The sequence below is a fragment of the Levilactobacillus namurensis genome (genome assembly GCF_032197885.1).
GTDB lineage: Bacteria > Bacillota > Bacilli > Lactobacillales > Lactobacillaceae > Levilactobacillus > Levilactobacillus namurensis_A.
The window spans coordinates 1968692-1994002 of record NZ_CP134159.1; the positions used below are offsets into that span (position 1 = coordinate 1968692).

The 25311-nt window shown below is 53.5% G+C and carries 26 protein-coding genes; 11 read left to right on the forward strand and 15 right to left on the reverse strand.

All coding sequences use genetic code 11. The features are described from left to right. Positions 1 to 39: 39 nt before the first annotated feature. From RIN67_RS09470 to RIN67_RS09485, 4 genes are all read left to right on the forward strand, one after another. On the forward strand, positions 40 to 930 hold the full coding sequence (locus RIN67_RS09470) for a LysR family transcriptional regulator (protein ID WP_313825900.1): 891 nt from the start codon (positions 40 to 42) through the stop codon (positions 928 to 930). Positions 931 to 1127: 197 nt separating this feature from the next. Further along, positions 1128 to 1325: a hypothetical protein gene (locus tag RIN67_RS09475; RefSeq protein ID WP_264999372.1), complete on the forward strand. Its 198-nt coding sequence runs from the start codon at positions 1128 to 1130 to the stop codon at positions 1323 to 1325. 143 nt (positions 1326 to 1468) lie between these two features. After that, positions 1469 to 2296 carry a glycosyltransferase family 8 protein gene (locus tag RIN67_RS09480; RefSeq protein WP_264999373.1) on the forward strand — a complete coding sequence of 276 codons (828 nt, stop codon included), beginning with the start codon at positions 1469 to 1471 and terminating at the stop codon, positions 2294 to 2296. A gap of 242 nt (positions 2297 to 2538) precedes the next feature. After that, a complete protein-coding gene (locus RIN67_RS09485; RefSeq protein ID WP_264999374.1) occupies positions 2539 to 3429 on the forward strand; it encodes a C40 family peptidase in 891 nt (296 codons plus the stop codon). A 117-nt stretch (positions 3430 to 3546) separates the two neighbouring features. On the opposite strand, the gene RIN67_RS09490 is transcribed toward RIN67_RS09485, so the two are convergent. Genes RIN67_RS09490 through RIN67_RS09500 form a run of 3 tightly spaced genes read right to left on the reverse strand, consistent with a single transcriptional unit; the run spans position 3547 to position 5400 of the window. Beyond that, entirely contained in the window at positions 3547 to 4323 is a 777-nt protein-coding gene (locus tag RIN67_RS09490) for a hypothetical protein (protein ID WP_107739682.1), read from the reverse strand. Further along, a complete protein-coding gene (locus RIN67_RS09495; protein ID WP_264999375.1) occupies positions 4310 to 5032 on the reverse strand; it encodes an ATP-binding cassette domain-containing protein in 723 nt (240 codons plus the stop codon). The genes RIN67_RS09490 and RIN67_RS09495 overlap by 14 nt, the downstream gene beginning before the upstream one ends. Beyond that, positions 5029 to 5400 carry a GntR family transcriptional regulator gene (locus RIN67_RS09500; protein ID WP_024747722.1) on the reverse strand — a complete coding sequence of 124 codons (372 nt, stop codon included), beginning with the start codon at positions 5398 to 5400 and terminating at the stop codon, positions 5029 to 5031. The genes RIN67_RS09495 and RIN67_RS09500 overlap by 4 nt, the downstream gene beginning before the upstream one ends. Before the next feature lie 141 nt (positions 5401 to 5541). Here RIN67_RS09500 and RIN67_RS09505 point away from each other — a divergent pair, with 141 nt between their 5' ends. After that, positions 5542 to 6396, forward strand: a complete 855-nt coding sequence (locus RIN67_RS09505) for an alpha/beta hydrolase (protein WP_264999376.1) — start codon at positions 5542 to 5544, stop codon at positions 6394 to 6396. Positions 6397 to 6669: 273 nt separating this feature from the next. Here the strand turns inward: RIN67_RS09505 and RIN67_RS09510 are convergent, their stop codons facing one another. Together RIN67_RS09510 and RIN67_RS09515 are read right to left on the reverse strand one after the other, a co-directional pair. Beyond that, a complete protein-coding gene (locus RIN67_RS09510) occupies positions 6670 to 8052 on the reverse strand; it encodes a class II fumarate hydratase (protein WP_264999377.1) in 1383 nt (460 codons plus the stop codon). Between the two features lie 176 nt (positions 8053 to 8228). Next, the gene (locus RIN67_RS09515) at positions 8229 to 8726 is read right to left on the reverse strand and encodes an alcohol dehydrogenase (protein WP_264999378.1); all 498 of its coding nucleotides are present in this window, start codon (positions 8724 to 8726) and stop codon (positions 8229 to 8231) included. Between the two features lie 216 nt (positions 8727 to 8942). Here RIN67_RS09515 and RIN67_RS09520 point away from each other — a divergent pair, with 216 nt between their 5' ends. Then, complete coding sequence (locus RIN67_RS09520) at positions 8943 to 9314, forward strand: DUF1304 family protein (protein ID WP_264999379.1); 372 nt, start codon at positions 8943 to 8945, stop codon at positions 9312 to 9314. A gap of 451 nt (positions 9315 to 9765) precedes the next feature. Here RIN67_RS09520 and RIN67_RS09525 read toward each other — a convergent pair whose 3' ends face one another. Then, positions 9766 to 9945 carry a hypothetical protein gene (locus RIN67_RS09525; protein ID WP_024747718.1) on the reverse strand — a complete coding sequence of 60 codons (180 nt, stop codon included), beginning with the start codon at positions 9943 to 9945 and terminating at the stop codon, positions 9766 to 9768. Positions 9946 to 10331: 386 nt separating this feature from the next. On the opposite strand from RIN67_RS09525, the gene RIN67_RS09530 reads away from it, so the two are divergent. After that, positions 10332 to 10784, forward strand: coding sequence for an OsmC family protein (locus RIN67_RS09530; protein ID WP_264999380.1), 453 nt, complete (start codon positions 10332 to 10334; stop codon positions 10782 to 10784). Positions 10785 to 10841: 57 nt separating this feature from the next. On the opposite strand, the gene RIN67_RS09535 is transcribed toward RIN67_RS09530, so the two are convergent. Both RIN67_RS09535 and RIN67_RS09540 read right to left on the reverse strand, forming a co-directional pair. Continuing rightward, complete coding sequence (locus RIN67_RS09535) at positions 10842 to 11018, reverse strand: hypothetical protein (RefSeq protein WP_162832741.1); 177 nt, start codon at positions 11016 to 11018, stop codon at positions 10842 to 10844. Positions 11019 to 11072: 54 nt separating this feature from the next. Next, positions 11073 to 11516 carry a MarR family winged helix-turn-helix transcriptional regulator gene (locus tag RIN67_RS09540; RefSeq protein WP_024747716.1) on the reverse strand — a complete coding sequence of 148 codons (444 nt, stop codon included), beginning with the start codon at positions 11514 to 11516 and terminating at the stop codon, positions 11073 to 11075. A gap of 216 nt (positions 11517 to 11732) precedes the next feature. Between RIN67_RS09540 and RIN67_RS09545 the strand changes: the two genes are divergently transcribed. From RIN67_RS09545 to RIN67_RS09560, 4 genes are all read left to right on the forward strand, one after another. Continuing rightward, a complete protein-coding gene (locus RIN67_RS09545) occupies positions 11733 to 12554 on the forward strand; it encodes a LicD family protein (RefSeq protein WP_264999381.1) in 822 nt (273 codons plus the stop codon). Positions 12555 to 12625: 71 nt separating this feature from the next. Next, a complete protein-coding gene (locus RIN67_RS09550; RefSeq protein ID WP_264999382.1) occupies positions 12626 to 14155 on the forward strand; it encodes an HD domain-containing protein in 1530 nt (509 codons plus the stop codon). A gap of 2 nt (positions 14156 to 14157) precedes the next feature. Next, positions 14158 to 16320 (forward strand): RNA degradosome polyphosphate kinase, encoded by a 2163-nt coding sequence (locus RIN67_RS09555; RefSeq protein WP_390894546.1) that lies wholly within the window; start codon positions 14158 to 14160, stop codon positions 16318 to 16320. Further along, positions 16317 to 17261 carry a Ppx/GppA family phosphatase gene (locus RIN67_RS09560; RefSeq protein WP_264999384.1) on the forward strand — a complete coding sequence of 315 codons (945 nt, stop codon included), beginning with the start codon at positions 16317 to 16319 and terminating at the stop codon, positions 17259 to 17261. The genes RIN67_RS09555 and RIN67_RS09560 overlap by 4 nt, the downstream gene beginning before the upstream one ends. 64 nt (positions 17262 to 17325) lie before the next feature. Here the strand turns inward: RIN67_RS09560 and RIN67_RS09565 are convergent, their stop codons facing one another. From RIN67_RS09565 to glmS, 7 genes are all read right to left on the reverse strand, one after another. Beyond that, a complete protein-coding gene (locus RIN67_RS09565; RefSeq protein ID WP_024747711.1) occupies positions 17326 to 17634 on the reverse strand; it encodes a hypothetical protein in 309 nt (102 codons plus the stop codon). A 978-nt stretch (positions 17635 to 18612) separates the two neighbouring features. After that, entirely contained in the window at positions 18613 to 19698 is a 1086-nt protein-coding gene (locus RIN67_RS09570; RefSeq protein WP_264999385.1) for an ABC transporter ATP-binding protein, read from the reverse strand. A 175-nt stretch (positions 19699 to 19873) separates the two neighbouring features. Beyond that, positions 19874 to 21319, reverse strand: coding sequence for a glycoside hydrolase family 73 protein (locus RIN67_RS09575; RefSeq protein ID WP_264999386.1), 1446 nt, complete (start codon positions 21317 to 21319; stop codon positions 19874 to 19876). A 101-nt stretch (positions 21320 to 21420) separates the two neighbouring features. Next, complete coding sequence (locus RIN67_RS09580; protein ID WP_024747708.1) at positions 21421 to 22125, reverse strand: glucosamine-6-phosphate deaminase; 705 nt, start codon at positions 22123 to 22125, stop codon at positions 21421 to 21423. 149 nt (positions 22126 to 22274) lie between these two features. Next, positions 22275 to 22814, reverse strand: coding sequence for a hypothetical protein (locus RIN67_RS09585; RefSeq protein ID WP_264999387.1), 540 nt, complete (start codon positions 22812 to 22814; stop codon positions 22275 to 22277). Between the two features lie 157 nt (positions 22815 to 22971). After that, on the reverse strand, positions 22972 to 23094 hold the full coding sequence (locus RIN67_RS09590) for a hypothetical protein (RefSeq protein WP_263862306.1): 123 nt from the start codon (positions 23092 to 23094) through the stop codon (positions 22972 to 22974). A 169-nt stretch (positions 23095 to 23263) separates the two neighbouring features. Further along, a complete protein-coding gene (glmS, locus tag RIN67_RS09595; protein ID WP_264999388.1) occupies positions 23264 to 25078 on the reverse strand; it encodes a glutamine--fructose-6-phosphate transaminase (isomerizing) in 1815 nt (604 codons plus the stop codon). Positions 25079 to 25311 lie beyond the last annotated feature (233 nt).

Below are 25311 nucleotides of genomic sequence, written 5' to 3' on the forward strand. Positions count from 1 at the left end.
AATAGTTTAGCTAAGCGCTTACATTAAGGAGCGATTTTCATGTCTCAATACTTAAATATCGATTATCTCCACACCTTCGTGATTGCGGCCAAGACCGGTAAGCTGACCACCACTTCCGAAATCGTCTACCTCTCCCACTCGGCCGTCAGCACCCAGATCAAGAAATTGGAGCAGCGGGTGGGGGCGCAACTCTTCATTCGAAACAAGGATGCGTTGACCCTCACCAAGCAAGGTCAGACCCTGATGACCTACGCCAACCAGATCCTAGACCTCAACAACAACGCCGTTAAAAAGCTCCGGGCCGACGACTGGGCCGGTAAATTAGCGATTGGCGTTCCCACGGACTACGCGCCCTTCTACGCACAGTACCTGCACCCCCTCTTGCAAAAGCACCTCCCCGACTTTGAGTTCTCCACCGTCTGTTCCCGGAGTCGCCAACTGCGCCAACAACTCGATACTGGCGAAGTCAACTTCTCTATCGCGGCCATGGAGGCGCAATATCATGACGACGTCTTTCTCTGGGAGGAGCCCCTTCACTGGGTCTGCGCACAAAACTTCACGCCCGACCCTCAATCGCCGTTACCCGTGGCCCTGTTCGCCGATAACTGCGTCATGAACGACTTCGCCCTTTACTCGCTACGCAAGAGCAAGAAGAACTTCCAGGTCACCTTCACCAGCACCATGATGGACAACCTCGCGACCTGCGTTCAAGCCGGCATCGCCGTGGCCCTGCTCCCCGAGTCACTGATCACTCCCGCCTTCAAATTAGTCCCCGAAGACTACCTGACCTGCCCGTTCACCCTCAAAGTCGGGTGTACCTGGAACCATGACAAGCAGATCGACCAAGATCTCCTGGCCAAGCTGATTACCAGTACCCAACAAGCGGTCCACCAGGCTAACTTGAACCGCGAAGTCCAGCCCAGCCATTAACCCATTGCCACTCCAAATGCCCCCAGGCCCCGCATCACGCACGGCCTGAGGGCGTTTTTGAGACGCCATCCTCCCGAAATGCCCAGTTGGTTGCCTCACCCACACATCCCCGTCCAGTGGAAGCTTCTGCCCATGATATTGAGGGTGCTTCACGTTAGAATAGGGTCACTGAATAGAACCCGGGAGGTAACGGCAACATGAAAAAATCCACAATTCTCAAATCATCGCAAAGCGACTTGGAACCCTTAATGCAACAAATTGCGCAGACGCATCAAGCCATTCACCTGACTTCAACTGACGGTAATCACGACGCCGTGTTACTCAACAAGCGCGACTTCGACACGCTGCAAACCATCGTCAAATTAGCCATTGGGCACACCTTTCTAAAAGTCTAAGGGTGCCTGGCGCCTTTTGCCCCCGACTACTGCCACGTGGTCGGGGGCTTTTTACGGGGAAAGCACGGGCGGTCAAAATTCTCGCGCGGGTCACAGTAGTAAGCTAAACTTGAGGTAGTTACTTTTCCACAAGGAGGTTTCCCATGCACCTAAATCTACTGTTTGCCGTTGATGATAAATTCGCTGAACACATGCTGGTCACACTCTTCTCTATTTTCCGGAATAGCCCAACCACCAACACCTACGACGTCTACGTCCTTCAAGACCAGCCGTTGCAACAGGCGGCCCATCTCAAGTCCACCCTAGCCCGTTGGCACATGACCTACCACCCGGTACTGGTCGACGACGCCGTCTTCAACGACGCGCCCGTCTCCGACCGTTATCCCAAGTCAATCTACTACCGGTTGCTAGCCAGTGAGCTGCTTCCCCAGAACCTGGACAAGATTCTCTACCTGGATGCCGATATCCTGGTCATCAACGACCTGACGCCCCTCTACCAAGTCGACCTGACGGGGCAACTTTACGCCGCGGCTATGCACACGGACTTCTTGAACCTGACGGGGACCCTCAACCAGTTCCGGCTGGACACCACCACGCCCCACTACTTCAACTCCGGCGTGCTGCTGATCAACCTGGCCCGGGCCCGCCAGCAGGTCCACCCTCAAGAAATCTTCGACGTGATTCGAGCCCACAAGAACGTGCTGATCTTACCCGATCAAGACGTCCTCAACAAGCTCTACGCCAAGGACACCCAGCCAGTCGCTGACGTGCTCTACAACTACGACGTACGCAAGGACCTGGTCTACCAGACCACCAGTCAGGGCAAGTGGTCCTTAGACTGGGTGATCGCCCACACCGTGTGCCTGCATTTCTGCGGGACCAAGAAGCCTTGGCAAGCCACCACCACGGATAAGTACGCCCTACTGTACAAACACTACCAACACCAATTAACCCGGCAATTAGCCGACTGACTACTCACTAATCGAACCATCCGATAGGCTGACCATTGGACGGTTAAAGGGTTGATATCGCGTGACATCTGCCGTCATTAAATCGTTTAACTTTGTTATCCCCTTGATACTTTGGTGAGACATTCTTCGCTTAGACTAAAACGTGTTCCTTAAACCATAACTATTTAGATTTGGAGTGACGCTTTATCAAAGCATCGACGAAGAAAGTTCTACTCAGTACCTTTGGGGCCGCCGCCCTCCTATTGGCCGGCAGTCAGACCGCCCAAGCCAGCACGGTCAACGTTCAAGCTGGCGACACAGTCTGGGGCTTCTCCCAGACCCACCACGTGTCCATCCAAGACATCGTTAAGGCCAACCGGCTCAGCGACGCCAACTTAATCTACATCAACCAAAAACTGGTGATCCCAGACGGGCAAACGACCGCTAAACAATCGCAAAAGAGCGCGACGACCACGGCAGCCGCACCGGCCAAATCAACGGCACAAGCGACGACGCCTAAACAGTCGACTGCCTCAGCCGCTTCCAGTGCGCAGACCCAGCAATCATCCAGCGCATCGGCTAAGCAACAGTCCTCGGCGACGACCACGGCCAAGCGCCAATCTTCCGCCGCTGCGACGCAATCTTCTACAACTGCTTCAACCACGGCCAGTGTGGCAACCAAACACCACACTGCAACGACTAACGCGGGAACCCAATCCCAGGCCAACGCCACTACAGGAACCACCAATTCCACAACTAGCGGCGCCACGCAGTCCAGCACGTCATCCACTACCAGCACACCCAGCGCAAGTACTGGCGGCGGGGTCGCGACGGCATTGAAGATTGCCAACAGCAACGTTCCCTACGTTTACGGTGGGAGCTCCATGGCCGGCTTCGACTGCTCCGGGTTGGTCCAATACGCCCTAGGCTTGAGCGCCCGGACGACTTACCAACAGACTAAGTTGGGCACACACCACTACGATGTCGCCAACGCCCCAGCCGGTGCCATCCTCTTCTGGGGGTCCGAAAGCGCACCGTACCACGACGGGATCTCGCTAGGCAACGGCCAATACGTGGCCGCTCAAAACCCGACCGACGGCATTGGCGTCTTCAGCCAATCCGCTTGGCAACCTAGCTACTACATCATTCCTTAAGCGCCTACTTCACGGCTAAACCACAAAGGGACCGGATCTTACCTAGAATTTAGGTAAGACCCGGTCCCTTTAGCGTTAACCTGCACCCAACATCAGTGGATAGCACAGCTTCTCATCTTACGATGCCGGTCGCGTCTCGACCCACCGGTGCATCAAGTAGACGTTGAGCCAGCTGGCAACCACTACGGCCAAGCCGAGATAGATGAAGTCAAACACAAAGTTAAATGTTTCCGTACTGTTGATCATCTGGAAGAATTTCAGTTCAATCGTGCTGACCCAGCTCAAGAAGACCACCACGATCCAGGTCAGGGCCACCGCTAAGATTGCCTTGATCACCTTCTGCGACCGACCCGGGATAAAAGCACTAATGGCGTTGGTCGCAAAGTGAATCAACGTGAGAAAGGCCCAGATCCATAGCAGGATCAACGCCCCGTAGGCCACGATACTGGCCCCGTAGACCTGCAACTGGTCCCAATCTTGCGCCGTCAGGGTAACATGCATAACTTGGCGGAACCACTGACGGACGATACGCCCGTTCATGGCCGACCCCAAGACCAACAGGATGGCTTGAATCAGCCCCCAATACACCATGATGGCAAACGACGACGCCAAGTTGCTGAAGTATAATTTAGCATCCCCCGCCGGCAACAACCGGTAGCTGTCCGCCACTAACAGACGCTCGCTGCGCCAAGTCAGGCACCCGAACGTCAACAGGCCAAACGCCACGCCCCACAGGATAACGGGCCCCACCATTTCTAATTCGGCGAATCCGACTTCCCACAGCTGGTAGAGCATGGTCAAGACCAACGCCAGTAAGTTGAAGAACAACAAGTGGTTCGCGTTGCGGAATTTAGGTTGCCAAGTCACATAGAATAACCGTCTAAAGCTCGTCATCCGGAATACTCCCTTCGTAGACACTTTCGTAAAAGGCTTCAATGCCCAGATTAAACTCCTGCCGAATCTGGTCACTGCGTTTATGGGTACAAATCGTCCGGTCCTTGAGAATGACCACCTCATCCAGTAACGCCGCGATCTCCGTCACGTAATGGTCACTGATGATCAGCACCGCTTCCGGCTGTTTCCACTGGATAATACTGCTGATAATGCGTCTGCGGCTCATACTGTCGATACCGCTGAACGGTTCATCGAGTAAGTACACGGCGGCCTGCCGCGCCAACGTCAACGCAATGATGAATTTCTCACGGGTCCCCTTAGATAAGGTCGCCAGACGCTGGTCATCGTCGATCTGTAAGAATGTGACCAAGTCTAAATACTTCTTGGCCGAGAAGTCCGGATAGGTACGGACGTAAAAGTCCCGAATCTCCCGTAACTTCTGGGTCGGGCGAAATCCCTGGAGACCCTCACTGAAGCTGACCAACGCCCGCCGCTGGACGTCTCGGGTCTGCTGGTTGACCGCAATGGTTCCCCGCGCCCCCTTGGCTACGCTGGCGATCAAGCGCATCAGCGTGGTCTTACCGGCCCCGTTCTCCCCTAACAGGCCCACCGTTTTGCCCGGCGCGATTCGTAGATTCACCTGGTCCAGAATCGTCCGCTGATTCTTCCGGTAGCGGACACCCGTTAGCTCTAATACGTATTGGCTCACCCCTGATTCCCCCTAGTCTGTAAGTAATGCTCAACTGCCGCCACGATTTCCGCGTCATCCATCTGTAACGCGTGTAGCTGGGTGTAAAGTTCCTGAATATAGTCGGTAATGAGTCGGTGCTTAAGCGCCGTGATGCGGGCCGTATCCTGCGTGACAAAGTTGCCACGTCCCCGGCGAGATTCCAGGATCTCTTGTCGAATCATCTCCGTCAACGCCCGCTGAACCGTATTCACGTTCACGGTCAAATCGACCGCCAACTGGCGAACGGCGGGCAACTTCGCGCCCGGTTGCAGCGTTCCTGCTACGATTTGGTGGTACAGATAGTTCTCAATCTGGTAATAGATTGGGACCTTATCGTCAAACTGCATCTCGTTCACCTCGTAAGTGTATTATCTATCTATAACACTGTTACATTATAGCATATTCCGGGAAACCCACAAGTCCCTTTACATTCGCCGCAGCCAGGGACTATGATAATCTGCAAAAACTTGAAAGGCGGTCTTTTACCCATGACAACTCCCCATGATTTCGCACAACAGCTTCGACAACAACAGGCAGCTAAGCGGCCCGGTCCCACGCCGCAGGACGGCGCCAGTGAGCAGGTCACGACCCTTACGATCCCCACTAGTGTCGGCGCCGTGCCGGTCTACCGGCACCAACCCCACTTTGTCCCCGCACAACGGGTCATCATCAATCTTCACGGTAGTGGCTTTATCTTCCCACACAACGCCTACGATGACCTCTTTGCCAAGCAACTCTGTCTCAGTACCCAGGCGCTAGTTCTGGACGTCGACTATCCGTTAGCCCCAGAACATCCTTTTCCCCAGCCCTTACAGGCCACGTACCAGGTCATCCAAGCTCTACAGGCTCAGTACCATTCCCTGGGCGCACCCACGATCATCGGACACAGTGCTGGCGGGAACCTGGCTATTGGGACGCAACTCCTGGCTCAGCGGCACAATCAGCCTAAGGCGGACCGGGTGATTCTCGACTATCCCGCCTTAGACCTAGATACCAAGCCGGCCGACAAACCCTTTCCCGCTGGCGCCCGGGCCATCATCTCCCCTGAGCTCGCAGAAACCTTCAACGCCTACTACCGGCCCAGCGGTGAGACCGGTAATCCCCTGATTTCCCCCGTCACAGCCACCAGCACGGACCTCCACGGCTTCCCACCGACCTTTATCCTAACGGCTGACCACGATTCCCTAATGCCGGAAGCCGAGTCATTCGGCCAATCCCTAATTGCCGCCGGATGCACGGTCACCCTCCACCGCTATCAAAACGTTCACCACGGCTTTACGCTAAATGGCGAGGGGCAAGCTGACCAAGCCCTTCGCGATATCTTGGCCTACATCCAAGCCTAACCCGTTCATTTTTGAGATTTACAGCACTTAAAAACAAGCGTGCGTCAAAAGGCCAGCTTGGAGACTATGAACTGGACCCACGGCGTTCCAGCCTTATCTGATCGTCCGGTAAGGCGGGGCGGCTTGGGTTCTAATAAATACCGGGTCCCAGGGCCTATGTTCAATCTTCAGCGCCAAATGGGCCACTGTTAGCTAAAAAAATCTCTGTAAAACTACTTTGGTTTTACAGAGATTTTTTAGCTGTTTTCAGATTTTTACGGCCTAATGCCTAACTTACCGGTCAATGCCCGTCATCTTCAACGGGTCGACCCACGCTGCGAACTGCTCGGCGGTCACCTTCCCCGACTTAAGGGCGGCGGCACGCAACGTCAGCCCCTCGCGGTCGGCCAACTGGGCGATGGCCGCACTCGCATGGTACCCGATGTGCGGCGAGAGGGCCGTGACCGTCATCAATGACTGGTCGACCAACTGGGTCATCCGCGCTTGATCGACAGTCAGTCCGTGGACCAACTTGTCCGCGAACCCCATAACGGTACCGGTCAAGAGGTCGGTCGATTCCAAGAACGTCGCAATAATCACGGGCTTATAGACGTTCATCTCGAAGTTCCCCTGCGACGCCGCAATCGTGAGGGTCACGTCATTACCCATGACCCGGGTCGCCGCCATGGTCAAGGCCTCCGCCTGCGTGGGGTTGACCTTCCCCGGCATGATTGACGACCCCGGTTCATTCGCCGGAATCCGAAACTCATGGTAGCCCGCCCGTGGACCGCTAGCTAAGAAACGAATATCGTTTGCAATCTTCAGCAAGTCACTAGCCAAGGTCTTCAGTGCCCCGTGGACCACGTTTAACCCCGAATGCGCCGCGAGGCCAAAGAACTTATTGGTCTTGGCGGTAAAGGGTTCCTGGTAAGCCGCGCTTAAATGGTCGCTGACCTCCTCCGCAAATCCAGGGACCGCATTCAGCCCCGTACCCACGGCCGTCCCCCCAATCGGGAGTTCCAGCAGCGTCTGGTCGAGGGCTTCCAGGTAAGTCAGGTCATGCTGCAACGTGCTGACCCAACCGCTGATTTCTTGGCCCACCGTCAACGGCGTCGCGTCCTGCAGGTGCGTTCGGCCAATCTTGACCACCCGCCAGTACGCGTGTTGCTTCTGGGTCAGTTCCGCGACCAAGTGCCGGACCGCACCGACTACTGTATGCACGGCTTCGCGCGCCGTAATGGCCATGGCCGTGGGGAAGGTGTCGTTGGAACTCTGCCCGTGGTTGACCTCGTCATTGGGCTGTAACTCACCGGTCGGATCCAGCTTCAGGGCCTGGTGAGCGATGACCTCGTTAACGTTCATGTTGGTCTGGGTCCCCGACCCCGTCTGGTAGACGTGCAACGGAAAGTCCCCACGAAGTTGGGCATCCGGCAACGCCAATAGGGTATCCACCGCCTGTACGATTAGTTGGGCTTTGGCCTCCGCTAATTCGCCCAAGTCCCGGTTGGCCAACGCAGCGGCGCGCTTGATCTGCAACAACGCCCGGATCACGGGCAACGGCATCAACGGTCCCGTGGTAAAGTTATGGCGGCTCCGCTCCGTCTGCGGCCCCCATAACGCCGTTGCGGGAACTTTGACCGTTCCTAAAGTATCTGCTTCTTCTCGGTACTGCACCATCATCAATCCCTTCAGAATTCTCTAAGGTCAGCTTACCCATCTTAACGGGCCAGCGTCAACTCTCACGCCAACATCAGTAGGTCTCCCCTCCCCCAGTGCCCAAAAAAGCCGGTCATCGCTGACCGGCTTCACTTGGCTTCTATTTTACTGGTGGTTCTGGTGACGTTCCGGGAGTTTTATTCGCCCTCAGCGGAAGCGTTGACCGTGGCCCCCTGGGTCTTAGCCACCTGCTGTTCAGCCGCCTTACGGGCATCCACTGCGTCGTAAAAGTCACTAAACGTTTGATTCAAGAGGTAGTGCCCGTGGTAAAATAAACGTGCGGCCCACTTTCCTGAACGCTTGTCGAAACTAACGCCGATGACCCCGGAAATGTTCCGGGAACTCAGCTTAGTCCGGGCAGCCACGTTCGAGCCATCCACTAACGGCAGGTTCGTGGCGTTTCCAATCTGCTTACGGGTCCGAGGGTCCTTGGTCAACCGGGCTTTACTGATGTCGCGGCGGTAACACCCGCAGCTCACCGTAATGCCGTGGCGTAGCCGATAACTGTCGACCGTGACCAACTGGCCGCAACTGCACTTACATAACCAAGTCGCGTTACCGTTCTTGGCCGTGCCGTCCCGTTTAATAACCGTTAGTCTGCCGAATTGTTGGCCACTCAAGTCTAGGAGTCTCATCAGTCATTCCTCCATTCATATCTTTCAGAAAGCTTGATTTTCTGCGATTGATGCGACTAAATCTTCGAGCGCACCTGCAATAAATATCTTTATAATATAATTTTACACGCTTAGCTAAAAGTTATCTTAAATCTAGCAACTATTTTTAAGATTATTTATAATTAGCAGTTACGGTTTATCCTATCATGACAATCATCTAGAAAGAAGGCATTCCTCATGGATCTCCTCTTCACCGTCCTAACCATCTTAGTTGCCTTGGAACATCTGGGCATCATGGTCCTCGAAATCTGGGGCCAGCCCGAACGCCAAGCCAAAGTTTTCGGCATGCCCCTGCGCTTCGTCCAACAACCACACGCCCGGATTGCCCTGGCTAACCAGGGAATCTACAATGGCATGTTGGGCCTAGCCCTTTTAGGCAACCTGTGGCTCTTGGCCGGCCAGCCGCAACACTTAGCCATTGCGTTGTTACTCCTGTTCGTCGTGGTCGTGGCCCTCTTTGGCAGTTTGACCGCGAAACACGAAATTTTTTGGCTGCAAGGATGCCCAGCGCTCGTGACGTTACTCGTTTTACTTATTTTTGAGCTTTAAACATTTCTTTAAAATTGGGTTTACAGGCTGCGGTTCGCACGTTATAATGAACTTACATATTCAGGTGAGAGCCTGCAGCGGTTTATGATTATTGGAGGAGTTAATTAGCGATTTTGCCATTATTAACACCATCTTAGACCGTACACATACTTCTATTCTGCTGGTTGCGTTCAAACGTAACTAGCTTTTTTTATACCCAAAAGTGGGGTGGCTTACTAGCAAGCCCCCCACTTCGTCATTGAGCAGTTACATATTGCTGGCCGTAGCCCATACCATCGCTAAATGGTAAACGGCCACCAGCATCACAGCGACAAAGAGTCCACCCGCTGCGTAACACAGATAGTACATCCCAGGATGTTTCATGTCATCGTCCCCTTATACCAGCACTCTAACATGACCCCAACCGGTTACCTAAACATTCTGTCTTCAAACCGACTGCATCCACACCGACTTAACTAACCACCGTGGCGCGCCGTGATCGCGCTGCCACCAAGATGGCTTCTTGCTCTTCAATGGTTGCCGTGAACTTCCGCATTTGTTCTTCGGCAACGACTTGGGCGCCGTGTTTTTGGGCGCGCCAAGTGAGCATTTCAAATTGACGTTTTTCGTCTGACAGCTTGTTTTCTAACATATGGCTCCCCCTAAATTACTTGCGCCAGTGTTCTACTGCTTGTCTGGATTCATTATAAGCGCATTTCTTTAAGCGGTCTACCCTTTTTTGATATTTATTACAAAACATTTACATAGTTTGCGATCCCCCGTTAATCCCCAATCTAACAGCGATTAGGTTTCAGCATCCCCACAGTTCCGTCAGTTTATACCGGTTTACCTAAAATTGGTATAGGTCAGGATGCAAGCAGTTGCATGCTAGTTATATCACCCGATAAGCCATTTTATTACCCGATTATTTAGTAATGGTCCACTTCAGTTGAAAGCCTTATCATTTAACGGCGAATTGATTGAGTTTTCTCCCTAACCGGCGTACCCTAAAAGTAGACCACAAAGGAGATGCAAGCGATGCCAATTGACCGAGAAAAGTTTCCACCCCTGTACCGGACCGTTGCCAACAACGACGACGGCCTTGAAAGTCGATCTTACGTCCCCGGGGGTCTGGACGTCAAGACCAGTACGCCGTTATCCGCGGCACCGGGGGCCAACCCCGAACAGTTCGTGGGCTTGGCGCTCAGCACTTGTCTGAACGCCACTTTAGAAGCCATCGAGAAGCGCCGTGACCTGCCGCACACCTCACAGGTCCACACCATCGTCGAGATGGCCCGTGACCGGCGGGGCTTCCAGTTCTACGTAACGGCTGAGATTCGCTTACCTGGCGTTGACCGCCAGACGGCTGAAGCCATGGTCACCCTAGCAGAGAGTCGCTGTCCCGTCGCTAAGCTCTTAAGCGGCAGTGAGAACGTGGTGGTGAAATTAGTCGATGACTTTACCCCCGTCGAACCGGTGGCAAAAGCGTAACTAAAAATGGACACCACCCTGACGAATTCATGATTCGCTGGGTCGTGTCCATTTTGCTTATCGTCGTGACAACCGCCGCTTGAGCCGCTGCCACCACGATGACGATTGTGTCCCTTCACCGTAGACGTACGAATGGGCCCGACGCTCTGGCCGCTTTTCTCCCTGGTCGTCGTCCATGAAGACAATCTTGCGCCAGCGCTTGGCCTCTTCGTCACTCATGCGCTTTTTGCTCATTGACTTCAATCTCCTTCTCTACCTAGTGGGTGCCCCCCTAGGTTTTCGATAACGCTATTTCTTCAGGCGGGTCACTTGGCTGAAATCCTGGATGAACTTGAGGATCTCCCGGGCACGGTCTTCACCGTAGACGTCGACCCACCCTTGGAAGCGTCGGCTGATGCGTTGCCGGATCACCCGCTCGGCTTCGATGCCCGCTGGGGTCGCCAAAAGATACAGCCGGCGACGATCGTTCTCATCGGGCTGCTGACGTAAATACCCCTGACGTAACAACACTTTAATCTGCCGCGAAATCGCACTCCGCGTGACCTGACGCTGACTAGCAATGTCCATTAGCGTCACGTTGCGGTGTTTGGTGATTTCCCGCAGAATCAGATACTGTTCAAATGACAGATGAAACTCTTTAGCTGGCTCCGAAACGAACTCATCCAAGTACTTCAACGAGTTCATGTAGACGTCGATAAAAGCGTCCAACAATGGTTGCGCTGATTCGGCCATACTACCCCACCTACAATTCTCAAAATACGATTTTTATCTTAGCATTTACGCTCATTAAATACCAGTTTTTTCGCGCGAACGCCCCATCCCGGCACGAATTTGGTAAAATAAAAGAAAGGCATCCCTAACATTAAAATCAATTAGTGGTTAATCTATTTTGCTAATCGGGTAACTTTACCACTTTATTGAGGTTAGGGACTCAGAAAGGATCTTATCATGCCCAGTTTAATCGATTGGATACACCAAGTCGAGTTAGGCAACTTGGAACAATTCACCACCCTCTGTCGGGAGCTGAACCTGCCCTACTTTCTAATGGGCGGTTCCCTATTAGGCGCCATTCGCCACCAGGGCTTCATCCCCTGGGACGACGATGTCGACGTGGGGCTGTTGCGCCCCGACTACGACCAATTACTCGCGGCCGCACCCGTCCGGTTGGCCCACAGCGCATACTTCCTGCAGACGCCGACCACCGATCCCTATTACGGCCTCAGCTACGCCAAGTTACTCGACCGGCGGACCTACATTGAGGAGAAGAACAACGTGAATAGCGCCCGCAAAGGCGTGTTCATCGACATCTTCCCCCTCGACCGGATTCCCACGGAGACAACCTTGCAACGCGAACAACTGGCTAAGTTTCAATGGCTGAACACCCGGATCCTACTCCAGTTACGGTACCACCTGGTCAGCACGCCGTTACAAAAGCTCCAACCGTCCTTAGACGCGGACCAGCTCGCCGACGTGCACGCCCTGAAGCTGGAACGGGACGCATTGATGACCAAGTATCAGGATTGTTCTGAGCTGACCCAAGTTAAGAACCTCGCTTCGCAGTACAGCTACAATAAAGAAGTCTTTTCACTTAAGCAGGTCAGTGAGCTAACCACGGTTCCCTTTGAGCGCTTATCCGTTCAGGTTCCCACCGATTATGCTACGATTTTAACCAACATGTACGGCGACTACCAGGCCCTCCCACCTAAGGGCCAACGCACCGAGAAACACTTGGAAAAGCTGATCATGGATAATCAGGTCTTTACCCAATAGCCTTGAGGCCACCTTTTCCACAGATTTTTGCACCCCATATCCAGCACTTTATATAGAAAGTAGATGAAACTATGGCTGACACCTATTTTGGCGCTATCCTGGTCAACGTGACCAGCATGGAACTATCCATTGTCAATCTCAAAACCGGCCAGCAAGTCGAGCACGTCACCTCGACCGTGGCCATCGGGGAGAACATCTATAACCACGAAGACATCGAACTACAGACCGTGGCGGACGCCGCGGAGGCCTTACGAGGTTTCCTTCAAGTCATCAAGGACTACGGCGTGACCCGCTACCAGGTCTGGGGTTCCCAGGCCCTCTCCTCGGCGCCCAACGCCGACTTCATCGCCGACCAACTCTACATCCGTACAGGCTTACGCTTACGGTGGATCTCATTGGGACGGGAATCCTTCGTCCTCAATGAGGCCATCGCGCTGAAGTTCCCCGCTTATAAGAAGCTGGTCAAGCACCACACCGCCATCATTGGCCTGAACTCCGGGAGCACCACGTTCTCCTTCTTCCACCACGCCCGCCTGTTGGCTTCCCACAACATGAAGCTGGGACCGACGCGGATCAAGGAAGTCTTACAGAACCTGCGGGCGACCGCCCCGAACCCCATCGCCGTACTGGACGACTATATCAACAGTAAAGTCGACGATTTCTACCGGTTCGTCCCCGACGAGTTGCAACAGGTCAATAACCAGGTCATCTTAATCGGGGCCACGCCGCTGAACAACTACTTCATCCCGCGGGGCAAGACCAGTTGTTCCCTGACGCTGCAGCAGTTCCACGACTTTACTGATGAGGCCTTAAACGCCTCGGACCAGTACCTGATGGAACGGCTCCAGTTGAACGAAGATACCGTGGGCTTGGTCTTACCGGAAGTCCTGTTGCTTCAGAAGTTATTCGCGACGGTCCACGCCGACCAGATTCACTTGGTCAGTCTCAACGTCTTAGATGGCTTGACCACGGAAACGGCGATTGACGCCGGCTACCTCAAGAAGGACTTCAACGACCAGATCATCGACGCCGCCCACGCTCTGGCGGCCCGCTACCGGGTCGAACCCCAGCACATGGCCCTAGTCGAGAAGTTCACGTTACACCTCTTCGATCAGCTCAAGGCCCTACACCACTTAAGTGCTCGGGACCGGTTACTCCTGCACGTCGCCGCCATCGTTCACGACATCGGCGGCTTCATCGACACCCACGAGCACTACCTGCACTCCGACTACATCCTCAAGCAATCGGAGCTGTTAGGTCTGACCAACCAAGAAATGCAGATCATCGCCGCGGTCTCACGCTACCATAGTTCGCGGACCCCGGGTGGTGAACTGGCCCGTTTCCGGCAACTCAGCGCGGACGAACGTCTGCGAATCGCGAAGCTGGCCGCCATCCTGCGGGTCGCTGACGCTCTCGACGACGCTCACCAGCAGACCATTGCCCGGATCTCCGTGTCCGTTCAACCCACACAGGTGGTCATCACCGCCTTTAGTGACGACGACCTCTCATTAGTCCGGTGGGCCTTCAACTACAAGGCCGATTTCTTCACCGACGTCTTTGGCTTACAACCCGTATTTAAACAAAGGAGGTTACATAAATGACCATCAACTTTAACGATCCCCAAAACTTTACTAACCGGGAACTCAGCTGGCTCGACTTCAACGCCCGGGTCTTAGAAGAAGCCCGGGATAAGGCCAACCCACTCCTAGAACGGGTCCGGTTCCTGGGTATCACGCAGAGTAACGTTGACGAATTCTTCATGGTTCGGGTCGCGTCACTGGCGAAACTTGCCGCCGTCAACTACCCTAAACCCGACGCTTCGGGGATGACGGCGGAGGAACAACTGCTCGCCGTCAACGCCAAGGCCCACGACCAGGTCATCAAGCAATACTCGACCTTAACGCGGATGTTACTGCCCTTACTGGCCAACTTAAACGTGCACCTCAAACCGATTGACCAGCTCACGGACAAGCAGCACGCCTTTATCGAAAACTACTTTAATAACGAGATCTCCCCGACCATCACGCCCATGGCCGTCGACAGTTCCCGGCCGTTCCCGTTCATCGGCAACAACACCCTCAACATCGCCCTGCGGCTGCACAAGAACGGTGATAAGCACGACAAGCGTTTCGCCACGGTCCAGGTTCCCGAGATCTTCCCACGGACCGTACGCCTACCGGGTGCCGACAATGAATTCGTGATGCTAGAAGATATCATCAAGACGTTCATCGGCAACCTCTTCATGGGCTACAAGGTCCAAGAGACCGCTAACTACCGGGTCATCCGGGACATGGACTTAGACGTGGCCGAAGAAGACACTTCCGACCTGTTGAAAGAAGTGGAACACCAACTCAAAAAACGGGAACACGGGGGCGCCGTTCGGCTAGAAGTCGAGAGCGGCATCTCCGCACCGCTACTCAAACGCCTGACCACGGCCATCAAGGTCCCGGCCTACGCCGTTTACAGCATTGGTGGGCCAATTGACCTGACCTTCCTTAGTAAGTGGACCAAGCAGATCAGCGGTCATGACGACCAGAAGTTCCCAGCCTTTAAGGGCGCCCCGGTGCCTGGAATGGGACGGGAAGATGACGTCTTCGCCACGATTCGTGACCACGACATCATCATGCAACACCCTTACGATTCCTTCGATGCCGTGACCGAGCTGATTCGGCAGGCTTCCCTAGACGATGAAGTCTTAGCCATCAAGATGACCCTCTACCGGGTCTCCGCAAACTCGCCCATCATCAAGTCCCTGGGGCAAGCCGCTCAGAACGGCAAACAGGTCACCGTACTGGTCGAAGTTAAAGCCCGGTTCGATGAAGAAAACAACGTCCACTGGGCCCAACAGCTCGAAAAGATGGGCTGTCACGTGATCTACGGGCTGATTGGCCTGAAGACCCACTGTAAGTTGACCCTGATCGTTCGGCGCGAACCGGACGGGATTCGGCGCTACATGCACATGGGAACCGGGAACTACAACGACGTGACCGCTCATTTCTACACCGACATGGGCTTGTTGACCACCAACACCGACATGGGGGTCGACGCTTCGAACATCTTCAACATGCTGTCGGGTTACTCGGAACCACCGTACTTCCACCAGTTGCACATCTCACCGGACGGGATTCGGGAGTTCATCAACGCTAAGCTGGACCAAGAAATCGCCAACGCTAAGGCTGGCAAGGAAGCCTGGGCGGAGATGAAGATGAATTCCCTCTCCGACTCTGCCATGATCGCCAAGATGTACGAGGCCTCGCACGCCGGGGTGAAGCTCCGGCTCATTGTCCGGGGAATCTGCTGCCTTAACGTGGGGATTCCGGGCATCAGTGAGAACATCACGGTCCACTCCATCGTGGGCCAGTACCTGGAACACAGCCGAATCTACGCCTTCGCCAACGGCGGCGACGAGCAACTGTACCTGGCCAGTGCCGACCTGATGACCCGGAACCTGAATCGCCGGGTCGAACTGCTCTTCCCGATTCTTAACGAAGCTCTCCGGCAACACGCCTTCGATATCTTCACCACCATGTGGCACGACAACGTCAAGACGCGGGTCTTACAAGCCGACCGGACCTTTACCCGTATCGACCGACGGGGCTTAGAGCCGCTGAACGCCCAGGAGACGTTCATGCGCCAGGCTGAACAGAAGAGTCACGCCCAACACGTGTCGACCGGTCATTTACCGGGAACACCGCACCAATTTCACCCCATGCTGAGTCCTAAGAACCAAGCGAAATCCACTCAAGATCGGGGGCCGCACGCATGAAGAATCTGGTCGTCATTGATTTAGGGTCTAATTCCGTCCGGATGACGGTAACTGAAATCGATGCTCACGGACACTTTAAGACGGTCCACGAACTCAAACGCTACGTGCGCTTATCCGAAAACATGGGTACCGAAAAGGTCCTTCAGGCGGCGTCCATTGACCGGACCATGGACGCCCTGACCGAATTCAAAGCCATCTACGACCCGTTAAAGAACCGTAAGATCATCGCGGTCGCCACGGCAGCGGTCCGTCTAGCCAAGAACCAAAAGGCGTTCTTAAAGCGCGTCAAGGAGGAACTCGACTTGACCCTGACCGTGATCTCCGGGGCCGCCGAAGCCCGCTACGATTACTTAGGCGTGGTCAACACCCTGCCCATGGTCAACGGCTTGATTGTCGACACGGGCGGTGGGTCGTCCGAACTGGTCTTGGTTCAAAACCAACAACTCAAGCACGTGGTCTCCATTCCACTGGGCTCAGTCACCCTCTCGCAGAACTACCTGGAAAGCGATAAGGTCGCGGCCGACTCGCTCTTCAGTGCCATGACCTTCGTCAACAACGTCTTCAACGACATCTGGTGGTTACGCGAAGCCACTAACCTGCCCATCATCGGGCTAGGGGGCGCAAACCGGACGCTCGCGAAGATCAACCGCCGGAAGAAGAACTTCCTCAACGTGGAAGACGTCCACGGCTATAAGCTCACAGCGGCAGACTGCTACGCCACCCTGACCAACCTGTTGGGCTTAGACCTAGCAGGCCGTAAGAAGGTCCCGGGGCTCTCTAAGGAACGGGCCGACATCATCATCGGGGGATTGATTCCCGTGATTCTCCTGATACGTCTGCTCGATTCTCAGCAGATCACCTTCTCCAACGCCGGGCTCCGCGACGGCATTCTCCACGACTACCTTAACCAGCTTGAAATGGTTGAAACTAAACAGGGATAGTTTTTTCCAAAATAAAAGAAGCACAGCGGCCCCTCGGTCGTTGTGCTTCTTTTGCGTTGGCTACTTACCCAATATGGTTTTCGTGTAAGATGGCCGCTACTTCTTCTTGTTGTTCCTTAGGCTTTTCCCATTCTTGGAACTCAGTGAAATCTTCGTCGGGCATGGTGTAATGCTCATTCACGTAGTCCTCGTACGCTTGAACGTGCGGCGTGTGCGCGATGTTTAGCTGCAAGATGCGCACTTCCTTGATTAGCCCCCGTTCGGCGGCCAACTCCGCCCGACCGTTCTGTACCATGTTACTGATTTCCATGTACTTAGTCCCGTCTAGTCGGGTAATCTCTTCAATTAAGGTAAACGTTTCGTGACTCTTCAATGCCGGTTCCCTCCTAGTTCGCGTTATCTAAATCATAGCACATCCCCCACACCCCGTTAACCGGAATGTTGCGTTCGCCTTACCGGTCAACGCCGGTGCCACATTTTGGGCAAAACAAAACCACTACCAGGGAATGGCAGTGGTCGGCATAAGAGAGAAAGAGAATTGATTAGAAGGTAATTATTAATACCTTACGAGTACTAATATACCTATAATTGTAAGCGCTGTCAACACCTTTCGCGAAAAAGTTTGGTTTTTTCGCAATTATTTCTGCAAATAACCGGTCCACTAAATCATTTTTTAGCTAACTGATTAGCCACCAACGCTAGTCGCCCAAGGGGTCTCCCGTTTTCACCCATTTCTAGTTCTCCCCTGATTTAGCCGACCATCTTATTGAAAATTTTTTTGGAAAACGCGAATTAGTCCTAAAATGGTCGCTTACCGGGCACCGATAAGTTCACAACACTAGGCACGACTTCAAGCCTCGCACGACCACGAGGTTTAAAACTCAGTCTTAACCTATGCCAAGAAAATGGCTCGGTTAACACCACCCTCACCGACTAGCCTCCACGACCAACAGGACCTCGTGGTCAGCACCTAACTACCAGTTATGCTCAATTGTAAGCCGTGAGGGTGCCCAGACAGGGCTCAGCCGTGAGATTATTCTTAGTTGGCGTTCCTCAGCCAGCTTAGAATAAGGCCCAGCTTCGAGACCGCTCTTTGGCTCGAAGTGGTGCCCACGGTGTTCCAGCCCTGTCTGGGCACCCGGTAAGGCGGATGGACTACACATCAAAAAAAGACCGTCGGGAGCCACCCGACGGTCGTCACCATTTAGTGTTGTAACCTTGTAACCAAATGAGAGATAGTCTCTGTAGTCAACCTCATGGGGTTCAATTCACTACAGCGGATCATTAAATGGTAAGTTAACCATACCATTAAAAATGATAGAAATCTATCTATTTTCTAATAAAGTTCTCATTATTTAACTGAATTCGTGGCGTTGGGGTCATGCAGCACCGTTTCGGGATGAATTAAATTCCCGGGATGCTGAACCACGTCGCCCAACGTATGGCCCGAAACGTTCACCAAGCAAGCCAGGACAAACACGATACCCACCACCGTGGTCAGGATCCGGTTCCCCAGACTCATCTTTTCGCTAATCACCGACCCATAGAATTCCTTCTTAACGGTCGCCGCCACGTTGGGCTGGTCCGGTTCGGCCTGTTGCCGTTCTTCCGTGACTTGTTTCTGGTAGGCGTCAATGTCAAAGGCCTTTTGGTTCTCCTTCATCTGCCGCTGGAACAGCTTCTTTTCCTTCTTGGTCTGCGCCTTGAACCACTTGGTGAAGGCCCGGTAGTGCTTGACCACGGTCTTGGTCTCGCCAATTTCCTTCAGGGTCCCATAATGGATCCAGGCAACCCGGTCACATAAGATTTCAATCTGCTTCAAGGAATGACTGACGAAGACGATGGTCTTGCCCTCTTCCTTGAATTCCGCAATCTTATCAACACACTTCTGGTAGAAGGTGTCATCCCCCACGGACAGGGCTTCATCAATGATCAAGATGTCCGGGTTCACGTGGACCGCAATCGAGAAGCCCAACCGGGACTTCATCCCGGAGGAGTAACTCTTGACCGGTTGATACAAGAAATCACCAATATCCGCAAAGGAGACGATGTCGTCCATCAACGCATCGATCTCGGGATTGGTCAGCCCCTGCATCAGTGCTTTTAACCGAATGTTCTCCAGCCCCGTCAGGTTGCCCCGTAAGCCGGCCCCAATCGCGATGATCGAGGTATCGCCCCGGACATCCACGACCCCGGTGGTCTGCGGGATGATTCCGGAAATGATGTTCGACAGCGTCGACTTCCCGGAACCGTTAACCCCAATCAGGCCCAAGGTCTCACCGGACTTGACCTCCAGTGAGATTCCCATTAGGGACCAGAAATGCGGCACCTTCGTGTTGCTCAACGAGAAAAATGAACGGAGTTTTTCGGACTGACTCTTGTACAGGTCGTATTCCTTCGTCACATTTTGGACTTTAATTTTGTAGGCATTATCCATTGAATTAAACTTCCTAACGCATTTTTTTAATATTTCCCGGTCCCAAAGGTACGGGACTTAATCTGTAGTATTATACCAGAAAAACCGGGTAAACGGAAAGGCTGACCCACGACTTAGGGTTTTCTTTAAGCCAACTAAAAATGGCGCCGCCCTCGCGTCGCCATTTTACCCCTACTTAGCTTAACGCCTTAGCGTCAACCCAGTAGTTGGTCGAATCACCTTTAAATTGAATTCGGTACCAAGTCGTCTGATACTTGGGCTTGGTGGCCTTCTGATTGACCGTCACCTTGGTGCCCACCTTAGCCTTAGCCGGCCATTTCAGCTGTACCTGGTTAAAGTGGGTCTTCTTAACATGGTTGTACAGGTGGTACTTGGCAAACTTCTTTCCCAGCTTCTTAGTCCCACTCGCCGCCGTATAGGCTGCGTAGTCGTAATCGGGACTAACTTTTTGGGTGGCCGACGCGACCCAGTACTTCTTGTCGCCGACCTTGATTCGGTACCAGGTACTGGCGACGCCATCTTGGGTCTTGACCGCCTGATTATCCGCCGTATAGGTCTGATTGGCGAGGTCCTTAAGGCTCCCCTGCGACTTGGCCAAGTACGTCGAATTATAGACGTGATCGTAGTAGCTACCCTTGGCTGTCGCACTCAGCTTGACCTTGGCTTGACCGCTGGTATAAGTCACCTTAGGCAAGGTTAAGGCCTTGGTGTAGACCCAATACTTTTTTGCGGATTTACTGGTACTGAAGCGGACGCGGTACCAAGTGGTCTTCTTGCCCGTCTCCGGGTTCTGCTTAACACCCCGCATGTCAAAGTAGACGGGTTGGCCCACGTAGGCGTGAACCTTGGTCCAAGCCGTCTTGGTGACCTTAGCCCAGGTGCCCTTGATGTGGTTGTACAGTCGGTAGCTGCGATACTTGGTCCCTAACCGGCCCATCTGGTTACCCGTGGCACCATGGTACTTCGCTTGGGCATAAACGGGCTGAGGCGTAACACTGTTACCATCGCTCGAATTTGAACTGGAACTGGCGCTGGAACTCGAACTGCTGGCTGCCGCATCGCCGTCTAGACTGCTCAGATTATACTGCGTAATCAACGCAATCAGACTCGCGCCATAGGTCGGCGCCGTGGCGTAAGTATTGGTCAACGCATTGGCCGCATCGGCATAGGTTGCCGCATTCTCGCGCCAAGTGCCACTATAAATGGTCGGATTGTAACTGGTTCCGTTCCGCAACAACTTCGCGTTATCGGTCATGGACGCCTTAGCGTTGGGATACTTCCGGAAGTTAGCATCCGTATAGTACAGCTGCCCGTTCGCGTCGTATTCGGACGTCTGCATGGTGACCGATTGGCCGTTATAACTCCCTTTGATACCAAAGTAGTTATTGGCTTGCAGCGTCAGCTGACTGGTTCCCCAGCCACTTTCCAACGCCGCCTGAGCCATCATGACCGATGGATAAAGTTTGTATTGATTGGCCACCGTTTGCACGGGGCTCTTCAATGAGGAAATAAAGTTCTGTGGGTTCGTGGTTGTCGCCGCATGACTCGTCAACCCTACCGCACTGCCGACACCCGCACTTACTACCAGCGCGGTAATCAGCCATCGTTTTGTTCGCATCATGATACCGGTTTCCCCCTTAAAATCGTTTCAGGTCAAGAATACCATAATTCGGTTAATTGGCGGGAGAAAACTTTAGTTCAGATGCCAGTTTTTAGGGCTGGTTAGTTCAACTTGCTAGCTGCGGCTTGATCCAAAATCACGTGGACGTTGGGGTGCGTTTGCAGGTAGCTGGCCGGCACGTCAGGCGTTACGGGGCCTTGGAGCATCGCCGCCACAGCATCCGCCTTGGCGGCACCATAAGCAACGATCAAAATCTGCTTGGCCTTTAAGATGGTCCCAATCCCCATCGAGTAGGCGTAACGGGGTACTTCGTCCTGGTTCTCAAAGAACCGGGCGTTGGCCGCAATCGTGGAAGCCGTCAATGCGACCTTGTGGGTGATAGAATCTGGCGCTGTGCCGGGTTCGTTAAACCCGATGTGCCCGTTTTGCCCTAAGCCCAAAAGCTGTAAGTCGATTGGGTTGGCCTTGATCAAGGCTTCGTAGAGTTGGGTCTCGTCTTCGGCATTGGGGTTCATCCCATCCGGTACAAAGGAGTGGGCGAACGGCTTCGCGTTGAAGAGGTGTTCTTGCATGAAGTAATGGTAACTTTGCGGATGGGTCGCCGGTAACCCCACGTATTCATCCAAGTTAATCGACGTGAGGTGGCTAAAGTCCAGCTCGCTCGCAGTCAACTCGTCGTAAATCGTGACGGGCGTACTCCCCGTGGCCAGGCCGAGTACTTGCGCGCCATGCTCTAGCGCATCCTGAAAGACTTTGAATCCGGCTAATCCCCCGGCCGTTTGATCACGAACAACTTGAACGTGGATATTCTGCTTAACTTGTTGCATCATCAAAACTCCTTCTCTTCTCAATGGTATAGCCCAATTATAAACGCTCTAGACCAATTTTGCAAGAATTTCGCCCATACCAAAAAGAGCCACTAGGGCTCTGGTTAGTCATCATTTTTACTATAGTCTCAGGCCTGAGTTGCCTGCTGGGCCGCTTCCTGAGCCGCCAACTGGGTCTTGGCATCGGCGACCACTTTCTGGATGGCCGGTAAATCCGCGGTCTTAAAGTAGGTCTGAACGTCGGTCTTCGCCGTCGCGGGCCGTCTTAACGTTGGGAACTTCAGGAACGTCTTGCCAACCTTCAGTTTGAAGCGCTGACTCTTGACCTTCCGGGCCCCAATCGTCCGGTACCCTGCCGCAGTCTTCTTGGAAACGTAGAGTTGGGTCTTCTTACTCTTCTTGCTCAAAAATAACTTGCCGTTTACGCGCCAAGCCTTCACCACTTTGCCTTGCTGGTTCTGCACGACCCCCATGACCGTATACTTGGTCACGATGATCCGCTGTACCTGCTGGCCCCCGTTCAACGGCGTAATCCAATCTCCCCGTAAGTTCGTAGGCGTCGTGGTGTAATGACGCGCTGCGGCCGCTGGGGTGGCTTGTCCCGTCCACAAAAGCATCCCCGCCACTAACGCAACGAGTCCTAACATGATCCGTTCAAAATGTCTCATTTTGCGCATCCCCCTTTACGCCCCATTATACGCGTTAATTGACCCACTTTGTAATTTAGGGCTCACACAACCTCAGTCTCCCGTAAAGTCCACTATCTAAACTGATGGCAGAGTATTTCAACAAAATAAAAAGACGGTGCCTTAGACACCGTCTCCCTTATTTCCGTCGATCGCCACGTCGGTCGGCGCTTAATGCGTTCTGTTGTTTCCGGAACTTTTCGAAAGTCGCATCCCGCTGTTTCTGGTTCTTCCGGGAATTTTCTCGTTTAGTATATTTCATGCTTTCGTCGCCTCCCTTTCCGTTGTGTTATGCAAATACTATATAACGAAACGCGGCTGGACGCAAGATTTACGTTCGCCCGTTCCTCCGTTAGACACCCCAATCAACCACATCCCTAGGCCTAAAAAAACGGCTGAGCCCCGTGGCCCAACCGTTTCTTCATTTCACATTATTCAACCGTAACACTCTTGGCCAAGTTCCGGGGCTTATCCACGTCCAAGCCCTTGTTCAAGCTGGTGTAGTAAGCCAGTAACTGAGCAGGCACCACACTCAAGAGTGGCATCAACATCTCGTCAACGTCAGGCAGTACTAGGTTGTCACCTTCGATGGCTAACCCCTGCCGGGCGATGGTCATGGTGTTCGCACCCCGCGCCATGGTCTCTTGCAAGTTGCTCCGCGTCAGGCCAGCCGTCTTGGCTTGCGTGATGAACCCGATCACTGGTGTACCGTCCTCAATCAAGGCAATCGTTCCGTGCTTCAGTTCACCAGAAGCGAACCCTTCAGCTTGGACGTAGGAGATTTCCTTGAGCTTCAACGCCGCTTCCAACGAAACCGCGTGGTCGATTCCCCGGCCAATGTAGAAGGCCTTCGGTGACTTCATCAGGTAGTCGTTCGCCAACGCTTCAATCGTGGCCTTTTCGTCCACGATCGCCTGCATTCCCGTTGCGACTAAGCCCAACTGTTGCCGAACGTTGAAGTTCTGGGCAATGATTTGGCCGTTAACTTCACCTAACGCCTTAGCCAGGATGGCTTCCAGCGCAATCTGCGCCGTGTAAGCCTTGGTCGAAGCCACGGCGATTTCTGGGCCGGCGTGCAACAGCAGCGTGTAGCTCGCTTCCCGGGACAACGTTGAGTTCTGGACGTTGGTAATCGTCAGACTTGGGTAACCCGCGTCGTTAACGTTGACCAGCACTTCTCGACTATCCGCAGTTTCCCCGGACTGCGTCAAGAAGATGAAGAATGGCTTATCGGACAGCATAGGTTGTTCGTAAGCGAGTTCGGAAGAAACGTGTACTTCCGTTGGGATGTGGGCTAAGCGTTCAAAGAGCCGCTTCCCAATCAAGCCGGCGTGGTAACTGGTCCCGGCACCCACAATGTACAACCGGTCAGCCGCCTGCATGGCCTTGATCAGCTTGTCGTCGATTTGTGGTTCACCGTGTTCGGACAGGTAAGTCTGGGCCAACTTCCGCATCACGTTAGGTTGTTCGTCAACTTCCTTCAGCATGTAGAAAGGATAGGTTCCCTTGTCCGTCTCGTCAGCATTCATGTCGACGTGGTATGGCTTCCGTTCAACGGTCTTGCCGGCCGCATCCTGGATGTGCACCGTGTCTGGCGTGACCGTCACCACTTCACCGTCCATGATTTCTAAGAAGTCATGGGTTTCCCGTAACATCGCCATGGCATCGGAGCAGACCACGTTAAAACCGTCAGCGACCCCGATCAGTAAAGGACTCTTGTTCTTGGCTACGAACAGCGTGTCGGGTTGTTCCCGGTCCATCAGTAAGAAAGCGTATGAGCCTTCCAACAGGCCCAACGCCTTTAAGAAGGCCGCCTTGGCGTCCAAGTGGTCTTCTACGGCGAACTTGTCAATCAATTGAACCACGACTTCGGTATCCGTTTGGCTCTTAAAAGGTACGTCGCTTAAGTATTGCGCTTTGATTTCTTGGAAGTTATCGATTACACCGTTGTGCACCAAGTAGAAGCGGTCGTCGTTCGAAAAGTGCGGGTGTGCATTGTCCACACTCACCACACCGTGCGTCGCCCACCGCGTATGGCCGATCCCCGTGGATCCGTGAACGTCCGGCGTGATCTTTTCGCGTAATTGCGAGATCCGGCCCTTGGTCTTGACCAAGTAGTCGTTGCCCTTCTGATCGTTCACGTAGATTCCAGCAGAGTCATAGCCCCGGTACTCCAACTTTTGGAGACCTTCCACTAAGATTTTAACGGCATTATCGTTTCCCGTAACCCCAACAATTCCACACATAATTCGTCTTCCTTTGCTCGACCGGTTTCTGAAAAACAGGCGGTCGGATTAATTTAGTAGGTCAATGAACGAGCTTTCATGAAAATTGGTATAGACTGAAACAATCTGAAAGCTATTCCTGAATGACTATACTTTACAGCCTTCCAGCAGGGTTGTCAATTAATAAAAGCTAAAATGGTATATCAGGCTTTTAATATTTACTTAAGACCACTGAAAATTCTGGGCATCCCGCG

Coding starts and splice junctions, on each gene's coding strand:
- RIN67_RS09470 (WP_313825900.1), top strand. CDS start 40: ATGTCTCAATACTTAAATATCGATTATCTCCACACCTTCGTGATTGCG.
- RIN67_RS09475 (WP_264999372.1), top strand. CDS start 1,128: ATGAAAAAATCCACAATTCTCAAATCATCGCAAAGCGACTTGGAACCC.
- RIN67_RS09480 (WP_264999373.1), top strand. CDS start 1,469: ATGCACCTAAATCTACTGTTTGCCGTTGATGATAAATTCGCTGAACAC.
- RIN67_RS09490 (WP_107739682.1), bottom strand. CDS start 4,323: ATGACGAGCTTTAGACGGTTATTCTATGTGACTTGGCAACCTAAATTC.
- RIN67_RS09500 (WP_024747722.1), bottom strand. CDS start 5,400: ATGCAGTTTGACGATAAGGTCCCAATCTATTACCAGATTGAGAACTAT.
- RIN67_RS09505 (WP_264999376.1), top strand. CDS start 5,542: ATGACAACTCCCCATGATTTCGCACAACAGCTTCGACAACAACAGGCA.
- RIN67_RS09510 (WP_264999377.1), bottom strand. CDS start 8,052: ATGGTGCAGTACCGAGAAGAAGCAGATACTTTAGGAACGGTCAAAGTT.
- RIN67_RS09515 (WP_264999378.1), bottom strand. CDS start 8,726: ATGAGACTCCTAGACTTGAGTGGCCAACAATTCGGCAGACTAACGGTT.
- RIN67_RS09520 (WP_264999379.1), top strand. CDS start 8,943: ATGGATCTCCTCTTCACCGTCCTAACCATCTTAGTTGCCTTGGAACAT.
- RIN67_RS09525 (WP_024747718.1), bottom strand. CDS start 9,945: ATGTTAGAAAACAAGCTGTCAGACGAAAAACGTCAATTTGAAATGCTC.
- RIN67_RS09530 (WP_264999380.1), top strand. CDS start 10,332: ATGCCAATTGACCGAGAAAAGTTTCCACCCCTGTACCGGACCGTTGCC.
- RIN67_RS09535 (WP_162832741.1), bottom strand. CDS start 11,018: ATGAGCAAAAAGCGCATGAGTGACGAAGAGGCCAAGCGCTGGCGCAAG.
- RIN67_RS09540 (WP_024747716.1), bottom strand. CDS start 11,516: ATGGCCGAATCAGCGCAACCATTGTTGGACGCTTTTATCGACGTCTAC.
- RIN67_RS09545 (WP_264999381.1), top strand. CDS start 11,733: ATGCCCAGTTTAATCGATTGGATACACCAAGTCGAGTTAGGCAACTTG.
- RIN67_RS09550 (WP_264999382.1), top strand. CDS start 12,626: ATGGCTGACACCTATTTTGGCGCTATCCTGGTCAACGTGACCAGCATG.
- RIN67_RS09560 (WP_264999384.1), top strand. CDS start 16,317: ATGAAGAATCTGGTCGTCATTGATTTAGGGTCTAATTCCGTCCGGATG.
- RIN67_RS09570 (WP_264999385.1), bottom strand. CDS start 19,698: ATGGATAATGCCTACAAAATTAAAGTCCAAAATGTGACGAAGGAATAC.
- RIN67_RS09575 (WP_264999386.1), bottom strand. CDS start 21,319: ATGATGCGAACAAAACGATGGCTGATTACCGCGCTGGTAGTAAGTGCG.
- RIN67_RS09585 (WP_264999387.1), bottom strand. CDS start 22,814: ATGAGACATTTTGAACGGATCATGTTAGGACTCGTTGCGTTAGTGGCG.
- RIN67_RS09590 (WP_263862306.1), bottom strand. CDS start 23,094: ATGAAATATACTAAACGAGAAAATTCCCGGAAGAACCAGAAACAGCGG.
- glmS (WP_264999388.1), bottom strand. CDS start 25,078: ATGTGTGGAATTGTTGGGGTTACGGGAAACGATAATGCCGTTAAAATC.